The 21,603-nt window shown below is 34.7% G+C and carries 19 protein-coding genes and 1 pseudogene; all 20 read right to left on the bottom strand.

Features of this window, described 5'->3' with window-relative positions; all coding sequences use genetic code 11:
* Window positions 1–28: 28 nt before the first annotated feature.
* The 20 genes and pseudogenes from hpf to BGM26_RS19890 all read right to left on the bottom strand — a co-directional run bounded on the left by hpf (window position 29) and on the right by BGM26_RS19890 (window position 21,503).
* Window positions 29–580, bottom strand: coding sequence for a ribosome hibernation-promoting factor, HPF/YfiA family (hpf, locus tag BGM26_RS19980; protein ID WP_217042028.1), 552 nt, complete (start codon window positions 578–580; stop codon window positions 29–31).
* A 306-nt stretch (window positions 581–886) separates the two neighbouring features.
* Entirely contained in the window at window positions 887–1,087 is a 201-nt protein-coding gene (locus tag BGM26_RS19975) for a YjfB family protein (RefSeq protein WP_217042027.1), read from the bottom strand.
* A 139-nt stretch (window positions 1,088–1,226) separates the two neighbouring features.
* Window positions 1,227–1,631 (bottom strand): flagellar protein FliT, encoded by a 405-nt coding sequence (gene fliT / locus BGM26_RS19970; RefSeq protein WP_217042026.1) that lies wholly within the window; start codon window positions 1,629–1,631, stop codon window positions 1,227–1,229.
* Entirely contained in the window at window positions 1,574–1,972 is a 399-nt protein-coding gene (gene fliS, locus BGM26_RS19965) for a flagellar export chaperone FliS (RefSeq protein ID WP_217042025.1), read from the bottom strand. Before fliS ends, fliT begins: the two co-directional genes overlap by 58 nt.
* Window positions 1,973–2,209: 237 nt before the next feature.
* Window positions 2,210–4,072 (bottom strand): flagellar filament capping protein FliD, encoded by a 1,863-nt coding sequence (gene fliD / locus BGM26_RS19960; RefSeq protein ID WP_217042024.1) that lies wholly within the window; start codon window positions 4,070–4,072, stop codon window positions 2,210–2,212.
* Window positions 4,073–4,091: 19 nt separating this feature from the next.
* A complete protein-coding gene (gene flaG, locus BGM26_RS19955; RefSeq protein WP_254119785.1) occupies window positions 4,092–4,484 on the bottom strand; it encodes a flagellar protein FlaG in 393 nt (130 codons plus the stop codon).
* Between the two features lie 559 nt (window positions 4,485–5,043).
* Complete coding sequence (locus BGM26_RS19950; protein ID WP_217042023.1) at window positions 5,044–5,739, bottom strand: hypothetical protein; 696 nt, start codon at window positions 5,737–5,739, stop codon at window positions 5,044–5,046.
* A 377-nt stretch (window positions 5,740–6,116) separates the two neighbouring features.
* Window positions 6,117–7,298: a UDP-4-amino-4,6-dideoxy-N-acetyl-beta-L-altrosamine transaminase gene (pseC, locus tag BGM26_RS19945; RefSeq protein WP_217042022.1), complete on the bottom strand. Its 1,182-nt coding sequence runs from the start codon at window positions 7,296–7,298 to the stop codon at window positions 6,117–6,119.
* A 27-nt stretch (window positions 7,299–7,325) separates the two neighbouring features.
* Window positions 7,326–8,267: an SDR family NAD(P)-dependent oxidoreductase gene (locus tag BGM26_RS19940; RefSeq protein WP_217042021.1), complete on the bottom strand. Its 942-nt coding sequence runs from the start codon at window positions 8,265–8,267 to the stop codon at window positions 7,326–7,328.
* Window positions 8,268–8,278: 11 nt separating this feature from the next.
* Window positions 8,279–9,331: a pseudaminic acid synthase gene (gene pseI, locus BGM26_RS19935; RefSeq protein WP_217042020.1), complete on the bottom strand. Its 1,053-nt coding sequence runs from the start codon at window positions 9,329–9,331 to the stop codon at window positions 8,279–8,281.
* Window positions 9,328–10,374, bottom strand: coding sequence for a UDP-2,4-diacetamido-2,4,6-trideoxy-beta-L-altropyranose hydrolase (gene pseG, locus BGM26_RS19930; RefSeq protein WP_217042019.1), 1,047 nt, complete (start codon window positions 10,372–10,374; stop codon window positions 9,328–9,330). The genes pseI and pseG overlap by 4 nt, the downstream gene beginning before the upstream one ends.
* Before the next feature lies 1 nt (window position 10,375).
* A complete protein-coding gene (locus BGM26_RS19925) occupies window positions 10,376–11,101 on the bottom strand; it encodes a cytidylyltransferase domain-containing protein (protein ID WP_217042018.1) in 726 nt (241 codons plus the stop codon).
* A gap of 48 nt (window positions 11,102–11,149) precedes the next feature.
* The gene (locus tag BGM26_RS19920) at window positions 11,150–12,109 is read right to left on the bottom strand and encodes an ATP-grasp domain-containing protein (protein ID WP_217042017.1); all 960 of its coding nucleotides are present in this window, start codon (window positions 12,107–12,109) and stop codon (window positions 11,150–11,152) included.
* An 84-nt stretch (window positions 12,110–12,193) separates the two neighbouring features.
* Complete coding sequence (locus BGM26_RS19915) at window positions 12,194–12,862, bottom strand: HAD family hydrolase (protein WP_217042016.1); 669 nt, start codon at window positions 12,860–12,862, stop codon at window positions 12,194–12,196.
* A gap of 119 nt (window positions 12,863–12,981) precedes the next feature.
* A complete protein-coding gene (locus BGM26_RS19910; protein ID WP_217042015.1) occupies window positions 12,982–13,671 on the bottom strand; it encodes a CDP-alcohol phosphatidyltransferase family protein in 690 nt (229 codons plus the stop codon).
* Window positions 13,661–15,103, bottom strand: a complete 1,443-nt coding sequence (locus BGM26_RS19905) for a CDP-glycerol glycerophosphotransferase family protein (protein ID WP_217042014.1) — start codon at window positions 15,101–15,103, stop codon at window positions 13,661–13,663. The genes BGM26_RS19910 and BGM26_RS19905 overlap by 11 nt, the downstream gene beginning before the upstream one ends.
* A gap of 13 nt (window positions 15,104–15,116) precedes the next feature.
* Window positions 15,117–15,428, bottom strand: a pseudogene (locus tag BGM26_RS21610) (nucleotidyl transferase family protein).
* A 91-nt stretch (window positions 15,429–15,519) separates the two neighbouring features.
* Complete coding sequence (locus tag BGM26_RS19900) at window positions 15,520–16,968, bottom strand: CDP-glycerol glycerophosphotransferase family protein (RefSeq protein ID WP_217042013.1); 1,449 nt, start codon at window positions 16,966–16,968, stop codon at window positions 15,520–15,522.
* A 313-nt stretch (window positions 16,969–17,281) separates the two neighbouring features.
* Complete coding sequence (locus tag BGM26_RS19895) at window positions 17,282–18,454, bottom strand: SDR family NAD(P)-dependent oxidoreductase (RefSeq protein WP_217042012.1); 1,173 nt, start codon at window positions 18,452–18,454, stop codon at window positions 17,282–17,284.
* A gap of 181 nt (window positions 18,455–18,635) precedes the next feature.
* Window positions 18,636–21,503 (bottom strand): 6-hydroxymethylpterin diphosphokinase MptE-like protein, encoded by a 2,868-nt coding sequence (locus BGM26_RS19890; RefSeq protein ID WP_217042011.1) that lies wholly within the window; start codon window positions 21,501–21,503, stop codon window positions 18,636–18,638.
* Between the last annotated feature and the right edge of the window lie 100 nt (window positions 21,504–21,603).

Below are 21,603 nucleotides of genomic sequence, written 5' to 3'. Positions count from 1 at the left end.
GCCAATTTGGCAGGGTCCCCCATTTACATTATTGCGCTTCAATCAATCCGTAACGACCGTCTTTACGTTTATAAACAACATTAGTTAAGCTTGTGTCCGCATTTGTGAATACGTAGAAGCTGTGTCCAAGCATATTCATTTGCAGAATCGCTTCTTCACTGTCCATCGGCTTCAAATCAAAGCTCTTTTGACGGACCAATTCAAGATCGTGATCCTCTTCTATTGCTGGTCTTTCAGAATCATCCAGAGTAACAAACATTGCCGGTAAATTGCCTTTTTCACGGAATTTACGGTTCACCTTTGTTTTATGCTTGCGGATTTGACGTTCTAATTTATCCGTAATCAAGTCAATCGCTGCATACATATCATTATGAACTTCCTCTGCACGCAGCACCAAATTCGGCATCGGAATCGTCACTTCCACTTTAGAGCTTTTATCTTGATACGTTTTTAAATTGACATGTACGTTCGAGTCAGGAGTTTCAGTAAAATACCTTTCCAATTTAGCAATTTTCTTCTCTACGTATTCTCTAATTGCTGGAGTTACCTCAATGTTTTCACCACGAATGTTATAATTCATAAGTGAACTCCTCCTTTTCATTATACAAATGCTGTACGCCTTCGTCCGACAGGCCTTTTAATTAAAATGGCCAGCCCTTCAAAAGCGCCAAGTCTTAACAATTAAGACTATGTAGGTACAATTCTATATTACCCTATAAAACTCCTGCTGAAACTGGAAAAAAGTTTGAGGATTTGTCGGAATGGTGAAGGGAAATTCATTAGAATAAATCCCTTTCTTTTAAACCGAGATTATTTTTGCATCTTCACAGATTAACTTGGTTTTTGTCGATCTGCGTCATTTCTTCTGGCTACTCCACGTTTCTCTTTACAGTTTCAAATCAATATTACCACCTAAATGAGGCTGTACGAGATGTTGTAGTGCTTGCAGATCTGCTTCCTCTAGCATCTTATTAAGCAGGTTAACATTCGCTTCCCCTTGATCCATCGCTTTCTTCATAACCGAAATCGAAGCTTGTTGTTGGACTTGAACTCGGCTTAGTGCCGTCGACAGTAATGATATATCCACTTGAATACCTCCTTAATCTTATTCATCTTGGAAATATTATTGACTTACCCTATAATTCATACTTAAAACCATTCTCAAAACCTAAACGCTTTATACAAAGGAAAATCCGACTTAAAACTAAGCCGGATTATAATGATAATTATTTTTTCTTATCTAAAAACATCCCATCGACGGATACATTTCCATATGGGTCTGCATATTTATTCGTTTTTTTCTTCTGCAATTGCAACAATTGTAAGTCTTGCTTGATTGCACTTTTCTGGTTAGACAATAAGGACTGAATTTTTGTTTCTAGTTGAATTAGTTCTTCTTTTACATTTTCATTTAGCGCATGTAAATCAGGTAATTGGCTAAGCAATTGCTCTCTTTCATCCAGTAATTGATGAATCGTGCCGATATACTCTTCGCGTTCAATAGATGGAGATTCTGTCTCAAGATGCGTCAAAAGCAGTTTTGTCTTTTTAATAAATTTCACTAATATTTCCACTACGCTTGTCCGCTCTCTACAAGTGGTTTCTTCGCCAACTGCATAACCTGCTTCCAAGTATCACGAAACTCATTCACATATCGTTCAACTTCATCAAGAATTTCAAGGCTGTTTTTTGTATTGGCCTCAATTAATCTCCGATGCATATAATCATACATTTGCAGCAAACTCTTAGAAATCTCTACTTTCATATCTAAAGTGATCATCAGCTCATGGATAATATCCTGAGCCTTCATCAGATTTGTATTACGTTGTTCAATGTTATTGTCTTCAATCGCTAATTTGGCTAACTTAATAAATTTTAAGCAGCCATTATATAGGAGTAAAGTTAATTCTCCCTGTGAAGCTGTATTGACTGAATTTTGTTTGTAAGCTTGATATGGTTTATGTACTGACATGGTACTCACCCTCTTTTTTATTCCGTTGGTTCTGTAAATCTGAACTGTTGGTTTCCGCTCCAGGTGTTCGCTTTCCGCGGGGCGGGCGATGAGCCTCCTCGGCGCTCTGCGCCTGTGGGGTCTCACCTGTCCCGCTTCTCCCGCAGGAGTCTCGCACCTTCCACTTCAATCAACTTTATACAAAACTTATTTAAATACAACAATCATTTAGAAAACAGACTTCCTTTAAATTATTACCTATTTAGGCATCATTGCCCCTAATTGTGCAAATAGTTGGGATGATTGATCGTTCATCCGCTGCATGGCTTTTTCCATTGAATTAAATTGATCCCAGTAACGTTTTTCGATCATTTTTAATCTGTCTTCAAAGCGATCAATATCACTCTTCATTCTTAACAAATCTTTACCCATCGAGTAGTTATGTTCGGTTTTGAATGTATTTCCAGCCTTTTCTTCGATCTTACGCATTGTCTCGTCAATTGTAGAACGTAAGCGGCGTGCTAAGCCCTTTTGATCATGTTTTTTCGGATCAGCTGTATCTGCCATAAACAGCTGATAGACAGCTTCAGGATTATCTTCAATGGCAGCCTTTAACTTACTTTCATCAATTTCTAATTTCCCATTTTCTAAGTAATCCTTTGAAGTGGTAATTCCAATTTGCGCTAATTGATTGTACTTTGGATTTATTAAGGTGTTTGCATTTGATTTGACTGGTGAATATAAATCCATACGCAATTTTGAAAGTCCCGAAGATAGAAGCGTATCACGGCGCAGCAGCCCACTCATCGCTTTTTCTTCCCATTTCTCAATATCTTTCTCTTTCATGCCCGCTTTCTGTTCATCTGATAACGGTGTAAAGGATGGATAGCGGTCTTCAGTTAATTTCCCGTTTATTTTTCCGATTAGCTCATTGTACTTATCGATAAAGTCTTTAATATTTTTGTAGATTTCTTCTGTGTCGGTTTTGACGTTAATTGATGCGGATTCTGTTGTTGAACTTTTTTTCAAGGTAAAAGTTACATCGTTCATGGTGAACGTGTTGGATTTTCGTTCGGTTTCTAATCCATTAATGGTAAATTTAGCGTTAGTTCCTGATTCTACATTAGATAATTTCAATGTACTAGAAAAGAAATCACTCGTATTTCCTGAAGCATTGAGAAATTCAATTGATTTTCCACCAACACTTAAATCACCGGTATCTTTTCGCTGGGCAACAACCGAATCTGATCCACTATCATAAAAAATATTAATACCTACATTAGATTTATTTATTTCGTTAAACATGCTATTCAGTGATGTCGTACCCGACATCTTAAAATTACCTGCTTTTGTATTAGCAGTCCCATCTTCATTGTATGTTTTTATATTAAACTCCATATAATTATGGTCAAATTTAACATTAAATTTATTACCTTCAGCAAGAGACTCCCCAAAAACCACCTTTCCTGTGTCTTCATCTATATAGACTGTATCAGCATTACGTGATTGAGCACTAGGGATTTTTCCTAATGAAACCGTGTAAGCTTTAGCCACACTGGTACCATCTGACTCTAGAACCTCTAATTTTCCATCTGTATTTAATCCTTTAAGTGCTGAAATAGCTCCCTTATTAAGCTGAAATTCCGATGCACCATTTTTAGGTACAGTAAAACTATTAGAAACCTCTTCCTGTTTCCATGTTGCACCCACCATTTTATCCCGCTGTGACCATATACTTTTTGTAGGATCAATTTTTTTCGTTTGGTCGGTACTAATTTTCCCTGAACTTTGAACTCTAGCAACCGTAGCTAAAGTAACATTCTCAATTTTATACGAAACATTCCCTGCCTCAGCCGAAGCGGTAGCAGCAACAAAGTCTGAATTTGAACTAGCCGCACTTCTCGTTAACATTTTCGATTGTTTAAAAATCCCATCAAATATAAATTGATCAAATTCCTTTAGCAGTTTATTCATGTTACGAAAATCATCACGTTGCCACTCTAGCACTTGCTTTTTTTGCAAAATTCGATCCAATGGCATACGCCGAGCTTTCATCATCGACTCTACGATAGACTGTGTATCCATGCCACTTGCCAAACCTGAAAAGCGAATAGAATCCATTGTTAATCAACACTCCTAACTAAAACTTTTTATCAATAATCAATCCTAAAAAATCTGTCATCTTCGCGTACATATCCAATAACTCTTTTGACGGAATTTCCCTAATGACTTTTTTTGTTTCCTTATCTATTACCTCAACATAGTATCGATCTAATTCCTCGTGCATTTTGAAGTTTAAGGAAGTAAATTTCGGCTTCAAAAACTCATTTATTCCATTTACAATTTGTTCTGCCTCGTCTTTCGTTAATTCCTTTTTCTTTTCTTTATCAATATCGTTCTGTATACTCAGCTGTTTATCTTGATGTTGTTCTTTTAAAGTTGTTACCTCTACTATCTTTGCTACCGATTCTTTTAGAGCACTGGAATTAACATCCAATGGTCGAGTAGAGGAAACCATGCCGTTAATTTTCATATTTTTGAACAACTCCCTGTTATGATCCTAATGGTTATATCGGCTAGGGGAGTGTGTTTTTTAATAAAAGTCTTTGTTTTTAACAAATCGCAGGAACTTGTTTACATTATTTCCGGGTGATATCAGTGACAAGAAACCTTAAGATACAGTTGAGTAGCATGTGGGGCTATAGTCTTTCGGGGAAGTCATAATTGATCCATTGCTTTTTCTAGCTACTAGGCCGTGTGTAAAGGCGAAGAAAGGGACCTTATCACTTTCCAACACCCGAACCAATGATCGGAATGAACGCATCTAAGTTTCTTCAAATCATTAAAAAAGCAACTAAAACTTTTGCTTTAAATGAAAGAGAAAATTAGACGAGCTATTATGTTGAGTAGAAATTCTCTAGGAGAATCGATTTCAACCTGATCGTATTAACAGGTCTACAGAAAAGTGCTAAAGGTAAGATGAAATCATTATAGGACAAAAGGAGAACAAGGTCTGAATGCAGTTATCACTTTTTTATACTTTGAAGGCTAGTGGGATCAGACCCACTAGCCTTCAATTGCCATTAGGTAAATTATCCTTTTATTCTATAGTCCGGATTTGATTGTTCCCAACCTTCATAAGTATTAATTGACGTGTCCCCATCTCCATCAACCCAAATCTTTGTTCCATCTGACAATGTTCTCCAATGTGGTTCAACATGATGCGTATTAGGATTTTCTACCAGAGTTACATCACTCTCAGAAGCTACGAGACTTGTATCGCTTGAAGTTGGTAGTGAATGATCGACGGCAGCCATTCCAGAATCGCCATTTTCCAAAACTGAATGATCTACCCCATCGATTAGATCAATAACACCAAAAGATAATGCGCCTACAGCTCCAACTTTTACTAACCCTTTTGTACCCTCAACTATTCTGTCACTATCCCCATCCAATAAGCCTCCCAAAACATTAGATCCATTATCAACTACATTGCAAACTGCATGTCCAGCTGCTTTAGCGGTATCCCCAACTGCTTTACCGATATCACCAAGCCCTTCATCTAACTTTGCTTCATCTTGAGTAATGATTCCAGAAGCAATGTCCCACGTCCCACTTGCTGCCTCTCCTAATTTATCACCTGCAAAATATGACGCCTGTTTCACGCCATCGCCAATTTCCTCAATTAGTTTGCTACCAGTCACTTCTCCTACTACTTTTACAGTTCCTCCTACTACATCACCTGCAACTTGCCCAACGAAAGAACCTAATTCTTTTAAAAAACTCATCTAAAAACCTCCACTAAAATAGTTAAAAGTACCTACTCAAAGAATATACTACAATCATACGTTTTGAAAGTCCTATAAAAACAGTATGAATGAATATCAAAATACTCTTCACAATAACAAAGCTCTTCTTTTTCTCGATTGAAAGTACGAAAAGTTATCGATAGTTAAAGATGGACTATCGTTTTTCAACAAAAATAAACCCCAATCCTAATAAAAGAAAGTGGGGTAAAATTTAATTTTCTATTCTCGCTAACAACTTTCAAGCTGCTTTTTTACACTATTCTCTCCTAACCTCTTTCAGTAAACCAAATTATTCCATAATAAGAGATAAAGAAAGGGTGTAAAAAAACTTTTCGATTACATTTTATTTAAGTTATTTATTTCAAAAAATACCCAACAACCTTCCCAACTACCTCAACCACCGACTCAGCATCATAACTAGACATCTTCGGATACAACGGAATGGTCAAAGCTGTCTCATACCACTGCTCAGCAATTGGACATAGGCCCTTTTCATATCCCAATTTTTGATAATACGGATGCATATAAACAGGTATATAATGAACATGGACACCTATATTTTCCGCGCGCATAGCTTCAAATATTTCTCTCCTGCCAACTTTGAGCTTTTCTAATTCAAGCGAAAGCATATACAAATGCCAACTAGATTTGGTACCCTCTAATTGAAAAGGAACTCTAACGCCTTCCAGTTTCGAAAACTCTTGATTATAGACATTTGCAATTTCTCTTCTTTTTTGGACAAAGGCATCCAACTTTTGCATTTGAGATATCCCTAGTGCCGCGTGTAGATCGGTCATTCGATAGTTATATCCTAGTTCAACCATTTCATGATACCAGGGACCTTCATCTTTGGATAAATCATAATTTCTAATTCCGTGTGAACGAAATAAACGCAGTTTCTCAGCATATTCCGCAGAATCAGTGACAATCATTCCGCCTTCAGCTGTTGTAATATGCTTCACAGGGTGAAAGCTAAACATAGTCATGTCGGCTAGCGTACCCACTTTTCTTCCTTTGTAGGAAGAACCTAAAGAATGAGCTGCATCCTCAATAACGACTAAATTATGCTCATTTGCTATTTTGCAAATCTTATCCATATCCACAGGCTGACCAGTAAAATCTACAGGGATAATCGCTTTTGTGTTTGGTGTGATAGCAGCACTAATTTTATGAGGATCAATATTGTAGGTTCTCTCGTCAATATCGACAAAAACCGGCTTTCCTCCACAATACAAAACACTATTCGCACTAGCTGCAAAGGTAATTGGTGAGGTGATCACCTCGTCACCAGTACCGATTCCCGCAGCAAAACAAGCCCCGTGCAAGGCGGCCGTCCCATTCGCAAACGCCACAGCATATTTAGTCCCTGCATATCGCGCCACTGATTGTTCGAACTCTTCAATTTTCGGTCCTTGTGTGATAAACGGACTTTTCAATGTCTCGACCACAATTTGAACATCTTCTTCATCAATCCACTGCTGCCCATAAGCTAAATATGTATCACGAACTGGTTTTCCACCAAAAATAGCAAGTGTCATTCAATTCCCTCCAAAAAAAGCCACCTTTTAAATAAGGTGACTCGTTTTAATCCATTCCTCTGTTCTTCTTATTCCCTCTTCTAAGCTCACTTTAGGCTCCCAGTCTAGAAGTCTCTTAGCCTTTACAAAGTTACATAAGAGTTTTTGAATTTCACTTTGCGGATGAATATGTTCCACATGTTCAATTCTAGAAGAATCCTCTACAACCAACATGGCTAAGTCATTGACAGAAATATCCCTGCCTAGCCCGGCATTAACAATTTCACCGTTTACCCGATCCGAATAACCCGCCTGTACGACAAAGTCTGCACAATCATCCACATACAGAAGATCCCTTGTTTGCGTTCCATCTCCGTAAATACTCAAAGTTTCACCAGCAAGCTTTTTCTTGATGAAAATGGCGACGACGCCACCTTCTCCTCCCGTTTTTTGGAACGGACCATATGTATTAAACGGGCGAATAACGACAGTAGGAAGCCCGTAAGCATGATAATAGGATAAAACCATATTTTCAGCGGCAATCTTTGATCCTGCATATGGAGAAGCAGGTTTGATTGGATGCTCCTCAGTTATTCCGTTCTCGTCCAAGCAACGGTCATAAACCATGCATGTACTCATAAAGACCACTTTTACATTGTGCTTACGGCATTGTTCAAGAATATAGAACGTTCCAACGGTGTCATTATTAAATGTCGTTCTAGGATCATCAATCGAATCTTGTACATTAATCGATGCACCTAAGTGATAGCAAATATCAAATTTTATTTCATTAAAAAGATTTTCTAGCAGTTCTTCATTTTTTATATCACCTAAGATAAAATCCTGCAAATCTTGTCTGAACTCTTCTATATTCTCTTCTCTGCCATTCGACAAATCATCTAATGCCCAAACCTTATGCCCATCAGCGAGCAGTCTTTTGGCAACTGCACGACCAATAAAACCCGCTCCACCAGTAAGTAGTATATTCATTCGATCTCACCCTATAGTAAATCCCACGATAACGGGGTACCTTTCTTGATATCTGTTTTAGCCATTTTTCCTAGCACCTTTTTATAATGCTTAGGAGCTAGACCAAAACCAGGTCGTATAGCTCTAATATTTTCTTTTGTCAAAGTTTCTCCAGCCATAGTATCTTTAACAACATATAATGATCGACGATCCTTTAAGGACGGAACCTCCGCTTTTGTTGGTCCAAAACTAATTTGGCCGAGACTTTTCCAAGCCCTTTCCGTCTCAACGACGAGAGCTTTCATCTCATCAGGCTCCATAGAGAAAGCCGCATCTGTGCCACCAGCTGCTCTTGAAGTGGTGAAATGCTTCTCAATTACTGTTGCACCTAAAACGACACTCGCAACGCCAACCCCTGTACCCATTGTGTGATCGGATAAACCGACTTCACATTGAAACATTTCCTTCATATGAGGAATCGTTAAAAGATTGGAATTTTCCGGTGAAGCAGGGTATGTGCTTGTACATTTTAAAAGAATGATATCCTTACAACCCGCATCTCTTGCTGCCCTCACTGTTTCATCCAATTCGGCTACAGTCGCCATACCAGTAGAAATAATCAAAGGTTTTCCGGTAGCAGCCGCCTTTTCAATAAGTGGAATATCTGTATTTTCAAAAGACGCGATCTTATAGCAAGGAACTTCAAGTTCTTCTAAAAAATCAACAGCTGTCTCGTCAAAAGGAGAGCTAAAGGGGATCAAGCCCAATTCTCGGCATCTTTTAAAAATCGGTTCATGCCATTCCCAAGGAGTATAAGCTTCTTGATATAGATGGTATAACGATTGGCCCTTCCATAAGCTATCGGGGTTATCAATAAAAAATTCCCCTTCATTTATATCTAAAGTCATTGTGTCTGCAGTATAAGTTTGCAGTTTAAGAGCATCTACACCAGCTTCAGCAGCTGCCTCTACAATTTGTAATGCCTTCTCCAATGATTGATTATGGTTTCCCGACATTTCTGCAATTATAAAAGGCTTTTGATTCGTCCCAATTAATCGGCCTGCTATATTTATCGTGTTTGTCATGATAAAACCTCCAAGATTACGTCTACAACAGGATGAGTTTCATTTTGAAACTCTGACTGCATTAACTGTTTTGCTTTAATAGACATATCCTTAAGCTCTTCAGGATGTTCTATTGCTCTTTCAATTATATCGACAAGATCAGACACATTTACACTTTCATGCCAGCCTAGATTCCAAACGGCACCGTAATCGGCTGCGGCTTCTGTTGATTCCTTTTGGTTGTCAGCCACTACTGTAACAATCGACGGTAATCCAAGGAAGCAACGTTCCCACATCGTCACTCCACCAGCTCCTAAAGAGAGATCAGCTTTAGCCATCAACTGTGCAAGATAATTGATTTGAACGTAAAAATTAATATTTTTATCAGCACATATATTTTTAATTCGTTCTTTATTGCTATTCGACGATCCTACAACTACATGAATCGTAATGCTCGATAAATCGATCGCATCAAGAGCATCAAGCACTTTTAATGTTTCATTTGTTGGATCTGATCCACCATAAAAAACTAAAATATCTTGAATCGAGTGATTATTGTCTTCTTTTTTACTGACATGATAAAACTCCGGCCGAAGCAAAATTTTTCTCGGTCCAAGAAGCTTCGTACATTCTTTCGAAACTAGATGATCATATCTATTCTCAAAATCCTTAAAGTAATTTTGATCCAGAAGCAAATCACAATGATGTTGCCTATTGGCTAGATCATCAATCACCATGATTTTCATATGACCAAAAGACTCTTTCAATATCCTTTCCCATACAGAATCGATTTGATAATGATCAACAATTAATAAATCAACTTTCAGATCTTGGAGAATATTGATTGTATTCTCTGCATCTGATAAGATATCGCGGCACTCCGGAAATGTATAAACTTCATAACCTCCATGCCTAATATGATTTACTAAATCCCCTTGTACTTCAGTGCATATAAACTTAACCTCAGCGCCTTTTTCTTTTAAAAAATTGGCCAAGGTAAGGCAACGCATAATATGTCCAGTGCCAATATCAATAGAAGCATCAGCTCGAATTATGATATTCATATTAAACTACCGGCTTTTGCTCAATATGGGCATTAATTTGGGCAATGGCAGGATGATCTTTCAAATAATTAACAACCTCTTCCGCCGTTACAAACGGATGATCTTCAAAATGTTCAGCTATACGCTTACATAACTCATAATCCTCTGCAGTATCTAAAGTAATCCGAAATTTAGGCTTTTGAATGGCATCGTTTGCTTTAATAGACGTCCAAGAGAACTCATTTCTATGCTCATAAGCATAATATGTAACGTGCTCCCGATGCCGAGGTTCCTTGCCGTTCTTATGAATATATTCTAATGATTTGTATGAGAATAATTCAACAGCTAATCCTCTCGGCAGCACTCCATCAATACTCATAAAATCAGCCGGATCTTCCTTCATCGTCTCTACCATTTGTGCAGCAAGCTCATAATCTACAAATGGACAATCCGCAGTAACCCTCATGACGTAATCCGGAGTATATTTTGTAGCAGCCTGTGCATAACGGTCAAGAACATCCGCTTCAGACCCTCTAAAATACGAAACCCCTTTATTTTTGCACCAAACTTCCACCATGTCATCTTGTGGAAGTGTAGAAGTTGCAACAATCACTTCACTAACACCATTCATTTTTTTGCATCGTTCCACAACATATGTAAGAACATCATAGTTGCCCAGTGGCTTTAATATTTTTCCTGGCAAACGTGATGAGCCCATTCTGGCTTGGATGATGGCGATTGTTTTCATTTTCACACAACCTTTTAGTTAACTTCGGGAATATATTTCGCAAATTTATCAATAAATGTAATCTTGAGGGTAGCGCACTAATGATAATTCCTTTGTATTTCTTTCAAAAGGAAAATTTGCAAGATCATTTCCTTTTGATTCTAATAAAAACCAATAAAAACTATCTAACCCAGCAGCTAAGCTTAACGTCGAAGCTCCGCCAAATCGGCAATTACATTCTATAATGTGAAACTTATTTTGCCTGTCTACGATTACTTGAAAAATCACATGCCCATATAGTTTAAGCTTTTCTGCAACATCAGAGCATGTTTTTTCTAATTCGGGGATACACTTTGTTTTAGTCATTTGAGATTCGCCGTTAACAACTTTATCTCTTGTTCTACTAATTACACCTTTTGTTTTCCCCCACTTATCTAAATATAAATCTACACTTACTTCTATTCCCTCAATCATGGGTTGAAAGATTGGGAAATTAAGTAATTCAGAGTGTTCTATGGCATCCTTAATAGATAGGTTTATCCCAATTGACTTTGAACCTGCACCAAATCGTTCTTTAACTACAACTTGGGTATGCGAAGATAATTCATCTACTGTTTGATATGTTGGTATTACTGGGAAACTGTACTTAATAAGAGTTTTGAAAAAACAAAGTTTATCCAAGCATGCTTCTACAGCCTGTATTTGAGAAACCATGGTATAAATGCCGTGTTCAACTAATTTGTTCTTATTTTGTGAAAAAAACTTAAGTTCTCCGTCCCTTGTTGGAATCACATAAGAAATATTATTAGAAGTACAATAATAAATAAAATCGTCTATGCTTATTTCGTTTAATTTAGGCATTTCCCAGAATTCATCTACAAAAAACCTGCCAATTACATCATTTTCTATGTCTGCTCCATATAGGGATTGTGCTGGATTAAACTTATGTATTGCTTGTTTCACCGCTTTAAGTAAAGGTACTTTCTTAGAGATACTCGTTACTAAAATATTCTTATTATTTCTCTTCATTTCGACCTCATTGTATCGGAAAATTATTTATATACGAATTTGATCCTTCTATGATCAGTTATTTAAACCTTTATGATTCTAGTTTCAAAGTAGTTGTTTTAACGAGTTAATTTCTCTATCTGCCTCATATTCATTTGAAAGTTTTGTTTTCATATGATCACCGACTGATCTTACAATACGAATTGTACCCATTCCAAGTTTACGAGCCGTTATAAAGTCTTTGTTAGGATTATCACCAATATAGACGCATTGACCATGTGATAAATTCAAACATTGGGTCACTTTCCGATAAGGCGTATCACTCGGTTTCCAATGTGAAGTACCTAAATCCCCTGTGACAACTATACAATCGAATAACCTTTCCAGACCTAATGACTTAATCTTATTCCATTGCATTTTCGAATCCCCGTCGGTAATCATACCCAATTTGACATTTTTACCTCTTAAAGCCTCTAACAACTGTCTTGCATCCTCATATAGGGAGATTTGTGGTCTATGCGAACGATAAGTAGAAACTAATTTAAAAATATCCAAATCAATTTTTAACCTTCCGCAGACCTCATTGAATATTTTCCCACGCCCGTTTTTTTTCCATTCCTCTATAAGCATTTTATGAATAATATTTTCATCTATTTCTTTATAAGATTTCGTTATTTCATTTGCTACAGCCAAAAAACCAGATTTAACATAGTCATGTTCACAATATAATGTGTCATCAAGATCAAATATATAGCCTTCAAAATTACCTTTCATACTTCACCAGACTTAAAGTTTTATTGTTCTTTAAATTCATTATGAGCCATTATTCTAGTATTTTTTTTAAAGATGAATATGGCATGTATGATAGAACCCTTTATTAATAACTTTCTAATCTATATAGCTTTTCTTTTTAATAGAATGGTTGTTTTTACACATTCCCAAACTCGATACATCCAATCAATGTTCTTTAGCACGATAAGTACATAAATAAGGATATCTATTCTCTGAATAACAGCAAAAACCGATATAATAAAATATATAGTAAAAATATCAAAGGCAGGAATAACTCCTCTATTTAGAAACCATTGTTTCCAAGCAGAACGTACAATCCCATTCTTTCTCATAAAAGGTAAAACAAATTGATGTACTACTAAAATGTCTAAAAGAAATGTAAGAATTAATAAAAGGTCTACCCAAATCGGAGCATTCGCTGCAAATATAATCCCTACCAAGACTATCACGCGAACAAGCTGGTCAGTATAGGAGTCTAACTTTGCACCAAAATCAGAACACTGATTTGTTAAGCGGGCCAAATTACCATCTGCACCATCAACTAAATGATGTAGTTGCAGAAGAATTCCACCCAAGATGTAATATCCAAATATAAAAGCAATTCCACTACAAATTCCTAGGATTCCTGAAAAGACCGTCACGGTATTTGGTTTCAAATTTAAATCATATGCTAATTTTGTAAAAAAGGGATCTATTAAATGGGCATAGTATTTATTAAAAAGATATTCTTCGGGTCTTCTTTTCTGAACAACATATCGAGAGCGGAAAGCTTTGTATTTATTAACTATCATTTCTATCCACACTTCGAAATACTGTTATGTAATCGAATCCTTCTTTTAATCCACTATTCTTTAAAGTGTTTATAATTTCTTGTTGATGACTAGCCACTGTAATAATTGTTTTTCCTATTATTTTTGGAGATTCAATTATAATTTCATCGATGACTTTACCATGCTTATTATTGTCTACATCATATATCCGATCTATCGAATATCCTTGCCCCTTCAGCCAAGCATAAATAATCTGGCCCATTTCACCAGCACCCCAAATAGAGACATGTTCATGTTTATTTTTCTCGATAAATTCAATAATTTTATTAGAATCAATAATAAAGTAACTTTCGTTCTTTTTTTCCCTATCCACTGGTAGATCTAACAATTCATTGATTGCCTGAACTGCACGTTTTGGAGCTTGATTATCTTCAAAACTATAAAGTTCCGACAAGAGTTCTTCATATGGAATACCCTTGGCTTCTAGTGTGTTATTTATTAGTAAAATTAAATCTTTGGATTTTTGGGCATGTGGTAATATTTGACGGACAGCAATATCAAGACTTAATTCCTCAAAGCTCTTTTTTTCCCTATTATACAGTGCAACATTTTGCATATTGTTTAAATTGGCCAACCCGGTATTATTTATATTTTCATCTATGATATCGATTAGAATAATTGGTTTACGGAAAAGCATCGCATCGAATATCGCACCGCTATGATCACTTAATACGGCATCAGCATGATATAATAAGTCAAAAAGATCTGTCTGTTCATCAAACAAAAAAAGTTCTTTCGTATTTATTATTGATTGCCAAGTTGAAGCATGATCGGATAAAACATTTCCATGATGTAGTTTTACAATTATGTTAAATTTATTCCTAAAATCTTCAATATACTGTGCGAATGTATTGAGAGAAGAGAGGTTCGCCCATGTTGGACAATAGACAAGCACCGGCTTACTTTTATTTGTTTTTTCAAAAACCTTACCGTGGATATCTATTAATCGTTCTGCATACGCTGCCCTTTTTCTCGGATGCCCTATATTCACGACTCTACCATATCTCGATAGTCTCTGTTCTGCATATCGACCATAGCTTAATACTAAATCAAATCCTTCATTCCATTCCGCATAATTCCAACGATCCTTCGCATATCCATATAATCCTCTTACTTTTTTTATATGAGGATTTAGAAGTTGAAACCCGGGTAAGAAATAAGGGGCTAAGATTATATCATAAGAAGCTTTTCCATTAAATAAATCCTCAAAGCTACAATATTTTATGCCATTATCCCGAAAAAATTTTTCTAACCTTTCAAACCGTTCATTCACATGGCGGGGAGTGTAAATAATATATACTACAGAAAACCCATTGGAAGATAATTCTTTAGCAATCCATTTAAAATGGACGTAGTGAAAAATTGTTGTACAAGCTACTCCTATTTTCTTCACATAGTCTTCCTCCCTAGCTTTTTAAATCAGCTTTAATTTTTGTTGTGGATATACTTTCCGTCCTTGGTAAATAAACGACTTCATAATAGAATGTTGTGAAATCAAATTTACCTTCCTAGTCAATCCCTTTACAAATATATCAATTATCCTATTTTTAATATCCGTTATCATCTGTACCCATGATGTATCTGAAATATATACTTTCTATGTTATAAGAGTGATAGGTATGCGACAGTAAATGATCTCCAAGTAAACAGGCCTTTTCTAATTAATGAATATGGCCCCAATGACATAGATCAACGTTACACAAGTTATTAAATTTCATGCTATATTTCTCACTTTCCAACTGCATGATATAATGTTAATTACTCTCCCACATTCAAGGTTTTAAAGATAGCTATTAAATAATATATATTTTAGAATGGGCAAAAATAATCTAAATTTTCTTCATAACCCATTTCTTTTAATTTAAAAGATACATCCTTATTCCCATATGATGTTGCAACAATAATAAAAGGTTTTTCTATATCGGATATCCAACTAGGAGTAAATATTGAAATGTCTTCGACTTTTTCCCCTATCTTATTAATATCACTATCTACAAACATTGTAGGCTTTAATTTATTCTGAAATAGCCAATAAAATACAAAGTGGCCAAGTTCTCCTGCTCCCCATATGACAATATCCCGGTTTTTCATCTTAGTAATTTGAGGATCTAATCGATTTTCAAATAAGTCATACTCATGTTTTCGATAAACTTGTAGTTCGCCTCTTTTAACTCTTAAAATCTCATATTTAGCTCGATCAGGTGTGTGTCCATCTTGAAATCTATATAGATGATTAATAATTTTTTCTGGTGTTTGATTTTCACTATAGATTACATCTTGTAATTTATCATTCAACTCAGAGAGATCAAAAATATGTGGTGTAAAAGATCGTATTGCTATATCGAGACTTACACTATTAGTCTTTTCATAACTCTCATTATCATAAACAACACTTGAAATGTTTTTCATTAAACGTAAATTTTCTATACCAGTATCCCTAATATTTGAGGAAATTACATCAAGTAATAAAATTTTTTTTCTTGCCAAAATTGCGTCAAAAATTGCTCCACTATAATCACTGAGGACTACATCAACCGCTGGAAATAAATCAAATATATCAACCTTTTCGTCACAAACAAATAAATTATTATTTTCATATATACCTGATAGGTCTAACTTTTCATTTAGCACATTATTATGGTGTAACTTAATAATAATTCTATTATTCAAGTTTATTTTTTCTATTACTTGTTGAAAGATTTCAATTGACGTTAAATTCCCCCAAGTTGGACAATATAGTACTGTTGAAAAACTATCGTTACTCGAAGAATACCACTGTTTTAATGATCTTCCTTTAACATCCTTTATATCTGTATTTATTTGAAGGAGGTTTTCTGGAAAGAAACGCGGATGTCCTATTGATACACAATCCACTTTATCTTTCAATCTTTCCTCAGCATATGCCCCATAAACAAGTGCCAAATCAAACGCTTTATTCCAATCCGCATAATTCCAAGCATCTTTTGCATATCCATATAACAAACGAATTCTTTTTATCTTTGAGGGGATAAACTGAAAAAAGGGAAACCAGTAAGGTGCAATGATCGTGTCAATTTTGACCTGTTCAGCAACAATATCATAAACACTGCAAAATGGAATTTGGTTGACTTCAAAGTATTCTACTAACCTTTTATATCTATTTTCATTAAATTTATTGGGGACTATAATAAATATCCCTTCTTGCTCAAACTGTTCGTAAATGCTTTTAAAATGAATATGGTGAAAAATTGTCGTACAGACAAAGCCAATTTTCGACATAATTACACTCTTTTCTTTTTATCTTCATTGCTATCTAAAGAAACTTATTTTTAGGTGTAATAACAAAATTAACTGATGAAGAGATTTTCCATTTCTTTCACCTATTTTATTCCCCTAGATTTTTAAAAATAAAGATTATATTCCTAGCCTTCGGTTTCTTAATTTAATAATGACTATACTTACAAAATAGTCGCTTAGGGAACATAGAACATACCCTGGATTTTTCTGCACAAAAACAACCTAATAGATTTCTTAACTCCTTAGCTAATATATTTCTGGGCTGTATGGTAAGCATGAAAGATTGTGAATAGACTTAAGTCAAAGCGCATTCTATCTTCTGATCAATAGCTCTATCTACCACTGCCCTAAGCTTTGTACTACTAGTGCCTTCGGTATAAGGAAAATATATAATCTCTACGTCCTTATCTTTAAAATATTTTTCATATCTATTAAAACGTTCTGTTCCTTTATAATCACTTCCAACAAAAAGGTAATCATATCCTACTTTATTAAAGACTGCACTATCTTCAGGGTCTGCCTGGATTACTTTATCAACATACTTAATATTTTCCAAAATAGCTACACGCTCTTCAAAAGGTACATATACTTGTTTATTTTTATGAGTTGCATCCTTATGAATACCTACGACTAAATAATCGCAATAAACTTTGGCTTTTTGAAGTAAATTTAAGTGACCAATATGAAATAAATCAAAGGTACCACTTAAGTAACCAATTTTGAGCTGGGGTTTTATATTAACTCTACCACTGATTTGTTTATAATTATAACTGTCTATTCCAAATTCACGGGGATCTTCGTGGTATCGTCTTAAAACATCTTTATATATATTATGATATTCTGGAATAAATAGTTCCTCACGTCTATTCATTTTATCTAGAATCTCAATTGCCAAGTCTTTAGTAAGCGTATAATCATTTTCTCCATTACTAAATTTTGTACCTTTAATTGAACCTGGAGAAACATTTAATATTCTATTAGATGAGCCATTCTGACCTAGTTCAATGTTGGTACTTTCAATAAACTTGCCTAAAGCTGCCTTAGTAGCACTGTATACGGAAAAAAGTGGGGAAGATACTAATCCGGCTATACTACCCATAACAACACAGTAGAAATCCTTATTGCTATTTATTAACTGAAAGTATTTTTTTATTATTCTTAGTACTGATATACTATTCACCTTAAAACTATTAATTATTTCATTTTCATTAATATTCTCAAAAGGGGCTATACGTCCAAAACCCGCTGTAATAATTAATGTATCAATATCCTTAATCTCATCGAACAATGAATAATCATCGTTCAATAAATTGAAACGAATAAACTCAACTCTATCGTCTAAAGATATATCCGGTAAACTACGTCCAATAATATAAACGCGCGAATAATCCCGCTCTAATAATTGTTTAACAATTGATAGACCTATACCGTTACTTCCTCCAACTACTAATGCTCTTTTAGAATTCAACTCTCTCTATTCCTCCCTGTTTTTTTAGTATATGAATTCTTCAAGGTCTCGTCCTGTACCTTTCAAGCTTAATTTCTGAACTTCTGATATATACATTTTAAAGTAAATAATCGACTATCTTCCTACAGATCTCGTATTTAATAATTCAACAAAGAGATTATGGATATAAAATAAAGCTATTCTATTGTATTAATAATACTGGTCTAAATCCCCATAGCCTATGCACTTCTTCGGATGAGACGTTAATAATTTTATTTACACTTTTTATTTGCATTTTCTCGTTCGTGTACTTACTATACGCACCTGCCGCACCATTTGTATACTGAATAAAACTATGCAAACCTTGATCACCTTTTACAATTCTTTCATGGTGCCATACTTTTTCATCATTAGGGTTAACCACATTATTTAAATTAGAGTCATGTAAATATAATAGCCATTCATCTAAATCTTGGGCCTCATTAACTTCTAATAAACGAATTCTTGTGTCAGAACCTGCCAAATCATTAATTTTTAAATTTTTGTTTAAACTCTTTAATATGTTACTAAAGCTAATATAGTTTTGAATATTCCGATCAGCTATTAACTTTTTCACTCCATTAATTTCATCCACCATAATGAAATAAAAGTCTCCATTTGGATATGGTTCTAATACAGGATTTAGATATCCTTTAGTTCCTTTACCTAGATTATTGAATTCTCCAACTGCATTTAACTTTGCCTCATAATGACAGCGAATTCGCTTACCAATCTCTAATTGCTCTATACTAGTTACTTCGCATACATGAAATAATCTACCTCCATTTTCCAACTCAACCCCAAAGAATAGAAAAGAAGAATCACCTACTATTCTAATAACGACTAAATGTTCACTATCGGATAACCCATGTTTTTCAAAAATTACTGATTCTCCCTTACTATCTATACTAGATTTATTTGTTAATTTTTCAGCTTTTTCATCAATTAACACTTGAATCCCGTTTAAGCTATTTAAAGGGCGACCAATAATTCTTAACTTTGTTCCAGTAAATCTAAAACTTATACATGGTGATTGGTTTTCATTATTCTGATTCATTATTGAATATCCAACATAGTTTCCAGCAGTATAATTTAATCTCTTCCAGTTACCAACGTAATGAAAACCACCACAATTACTTTGATAAAATTTTAATACTTTATCGTTGATGGTTCTTTCAACTTCAAAATGAACTTTATAAATACATGCGGCAATCTGATCTAAAGTCTGTTTACACCCTTGTAAGTATTCAGAAAATGAACCTAGGATATATTTTGCTTTATCAATTTCATTCGTTTGCTTTCGAATATTTGCTGCCCTGATTGTCAATGCTTGAAATTGACTTCGATTAATTGGCTGAATGTAACAAATATAACTTTCATTAATGATAAGCTTTTTCATTAACTTATCGAATTTATGAATGTTTTTTGATAACTTCATTTCCTTTTCTAAAGATATATTTTTATCCATTTCTTCAAAAATAGGAAAAATTTCCTTATATAACTTTCGGAAGCTATCAATTGATCTTTCCATTCTTTTTAAACGTTCTAATATGTAACTTCTATCATATTTGTTTTGAGTACTAGAATACCAATTTTCAAATACTATAGGTGAACTAAATCTTTCTTTTATTAGTTGTTCAAGTGTCACGAACTTTGTGCCTGCGATTGCTGCGCCGCCTTTTGTCGTGTTTATCACTTCGATTTTGTCATATTGTTTTATTTGGAATTCAATGAATTCACGCATATTATTAAACGATGAGTTTGTTTGGACTCTATCTCCGTATACATCTTCAACTGTTAGAACTTCACTCTTTTCAGATTCCTTCAAGAATATAGTACGTCCGGTATTTCTATATTCAACATCTTTCGAATAAAATTGATTATTTTTGAATGCTAAGTTCTGCCCAGCAAATACAATGGGATTACACCCCAATTTAGCTGCTAATTGAAAAGTTACTGCTGCTATTGTAGGTGAATCATCTACATAATCAATACTACTATCATCTGAATTTTTTAAATAGTATTGGGCTATAGTGTCTTGGCTGGTAATCATATGTAACTTCGGTCCACGATATATGTCTAAAGTTTCATACCCGACACTCGTTCCGTATATCATTGGAATATTCGTAATACCTTGCTCAATGATACTAGAAAAAACTTTATGATTATGACCTTGCGGATCATAGGTACAAACAGCATCTGGCATTATATTTTGAGCAATTAAAGCCTTGTTGGCTGAGCCCACTGCAAAAATATAAGCTAACTTATTTGTCTTAATATATCTTAAATTTTCATATTCCTCTTCCAAAGAAGGTCCAGCTGAAACAATAATCAAAGGTTTATCTTTAAAATGTTGCTTATACTCATCACTTAATATATTTGGCGATTGAATAGTCTTCGAAAAGTTTAGCACACTATTCAAAGTCCAACGGGCACTAAATAAATTATCTATATAATACGATTGTCTCTTTGATCCAACCGCAACCTTAAAATTTTCAGAGAATCGCAGAAACTGTTCTTCGAATATTTTCCTGTAACTTGGTAATACAACTAGTAATATCCGCTCTTGAATATTATGAGTGATGCTCTCTAAAAATCCTTTTCCTGCTTCATCTGATGTCTCTATGAAAATATTTTTTAGCCTATGGATAGGTAATTGAGTAATATTTTTTTCATGCAAATATAATGTAAATATTTCATGGTTCGGTTCATACATTGAAAAATGATATTCAGGATGTTTTTTCATGAATTCCTCAATATGATAACCAAGTCCTATCCCATAAAATAGCACATGCTCATAGTTCTTCACGCTATCAGCAAATTGCTCAATAAATTTTTCAGCCTCTTTTCTTGGATCATATTTACTATGGACTAATTGGGGATTTCCATTTATTTCAGCTTGAATCGTCGATAGACCTGATCGAGTTTCAATAAGATGGTATTCTGAATTTTTATTTATTAGATTATTATCTAAACTAGTATATACACTAGGAAAATTACTTTTTAGAAAGGATATATTTCCTTCAATCACACAAATATGCCTCCTTGCTTTTATTTAGAAAATCAGTTTTATTGCCTACCTCTTATTTCTTTCCATTTATTATTAGTAGCGGCAAATCCACAAAAATATC

The organism is Bacillus sp. FJAT-29790, from assembly GCF_019039215.1.
Taxonomy (GTDB): domain Bacteria; phylum Bacillota; class Bacilli; order Bacillales; family Cytobacillaceae; genus Cytobacillus.
Note: the sequence above shows the minus strand (reverse complement) of the source record. Positions and strands in the feature narration are given on the sequence as shown.

Bases quoted from the DNA above. Each gene is read 5' to 3' on its own strand.
- hpf (WP_217042028.1), bottom strand. From the start codon at position 580: ATGAATTATAACATTCGTGGTGAAAACATTGAGGTAACTCCAGCAATT.
- fliS (WP_217042025.1), bottom strand. From the start codon at position 1,972: ATGTCAGTACATAAACCATATCAAGCTTACAAACAAAATTCAGTCAAT.
- fliD (WP_217042024.1), bottom strand. From the start codon at position 4,072: ATGGATTCTATTCGCTTTTCAGGTTTGGCAAGTGGCATGGATACACAG.
- flaG (WP_254119785.1), bottom strand. From the start codon at position 4,484: ATGAAAATTAACGGCATGGTTTCCTCTACTCGACCATTGGATGTTAAT.
- BGM26_RS19950 (WP_217042023.1), bottom strand. From the start codon at position 5,739: ATGAGTTTTTTAAAAGAATTAGGTTCTTTCGTTGGGCAAGTTGCAGGT.
- pseC (WP_217042022.1), bottom strand. From the start codon at position 7,298: ATGACACTTGCTATTTTTGGTGGAAAACCAGTTCGTGATACATATTTA.
- BGM26_RS19940 (WP_217042021.1), bottom strand. From the start codon at position 8,267: ATGAATATACTACTTACTGGTGGAGCGGGTTTTATTGGTCGTGCAGTT.
- pseI (WP_217042020.1), bottom strand. From the start codon at position 9,331: ATGACAAACACGATAAATATAGCAGGCCGATTAATTGGGACGAATCAA.
- pseG (WP_217042019.1), bottom strand. From the start codon at position 10,374: ATGAATATCATAATTCGAGCTGATGCTTCTATTGATATTGGCACTGGA.
- BGM26_RS19925 (WP_217042018.1), bottom strand. From the start codon at position 11,101: ATGAAAACAATCGCCATCATCCAAGCCAGAATGGGCTCATCACGTTTG.
- BGM26_RS19920 (WP_217042017.1), bottom strand. From the start codon at position 12,109: ATGAAGAGAAATAATAAGAATATTTTAGTAACGAGTATCTCTAAGAAA.
- BGM26_RS19915 (WP_217042016.1), bottom strand. From the start codon at position 12,862: ATGAAAGGTAATTTTGAAGGCTATATATTTGATCTTGATGACACATTA.
- BGM26_RS19910 (WP_217042015.1), bottom strand. From the start codon at position 13,671: ATGATAGTTAATAAATACAAAGCTTTCCGCTCTCGATATGTTGTTCAG.
- BGM26_RS19900 (WP_217042013.1), bottom strand. From the start codon at position 16,968: ATGTCGAAAATTGGCTTTGTCTGTACGACAATTTTTCACCATATTCAT.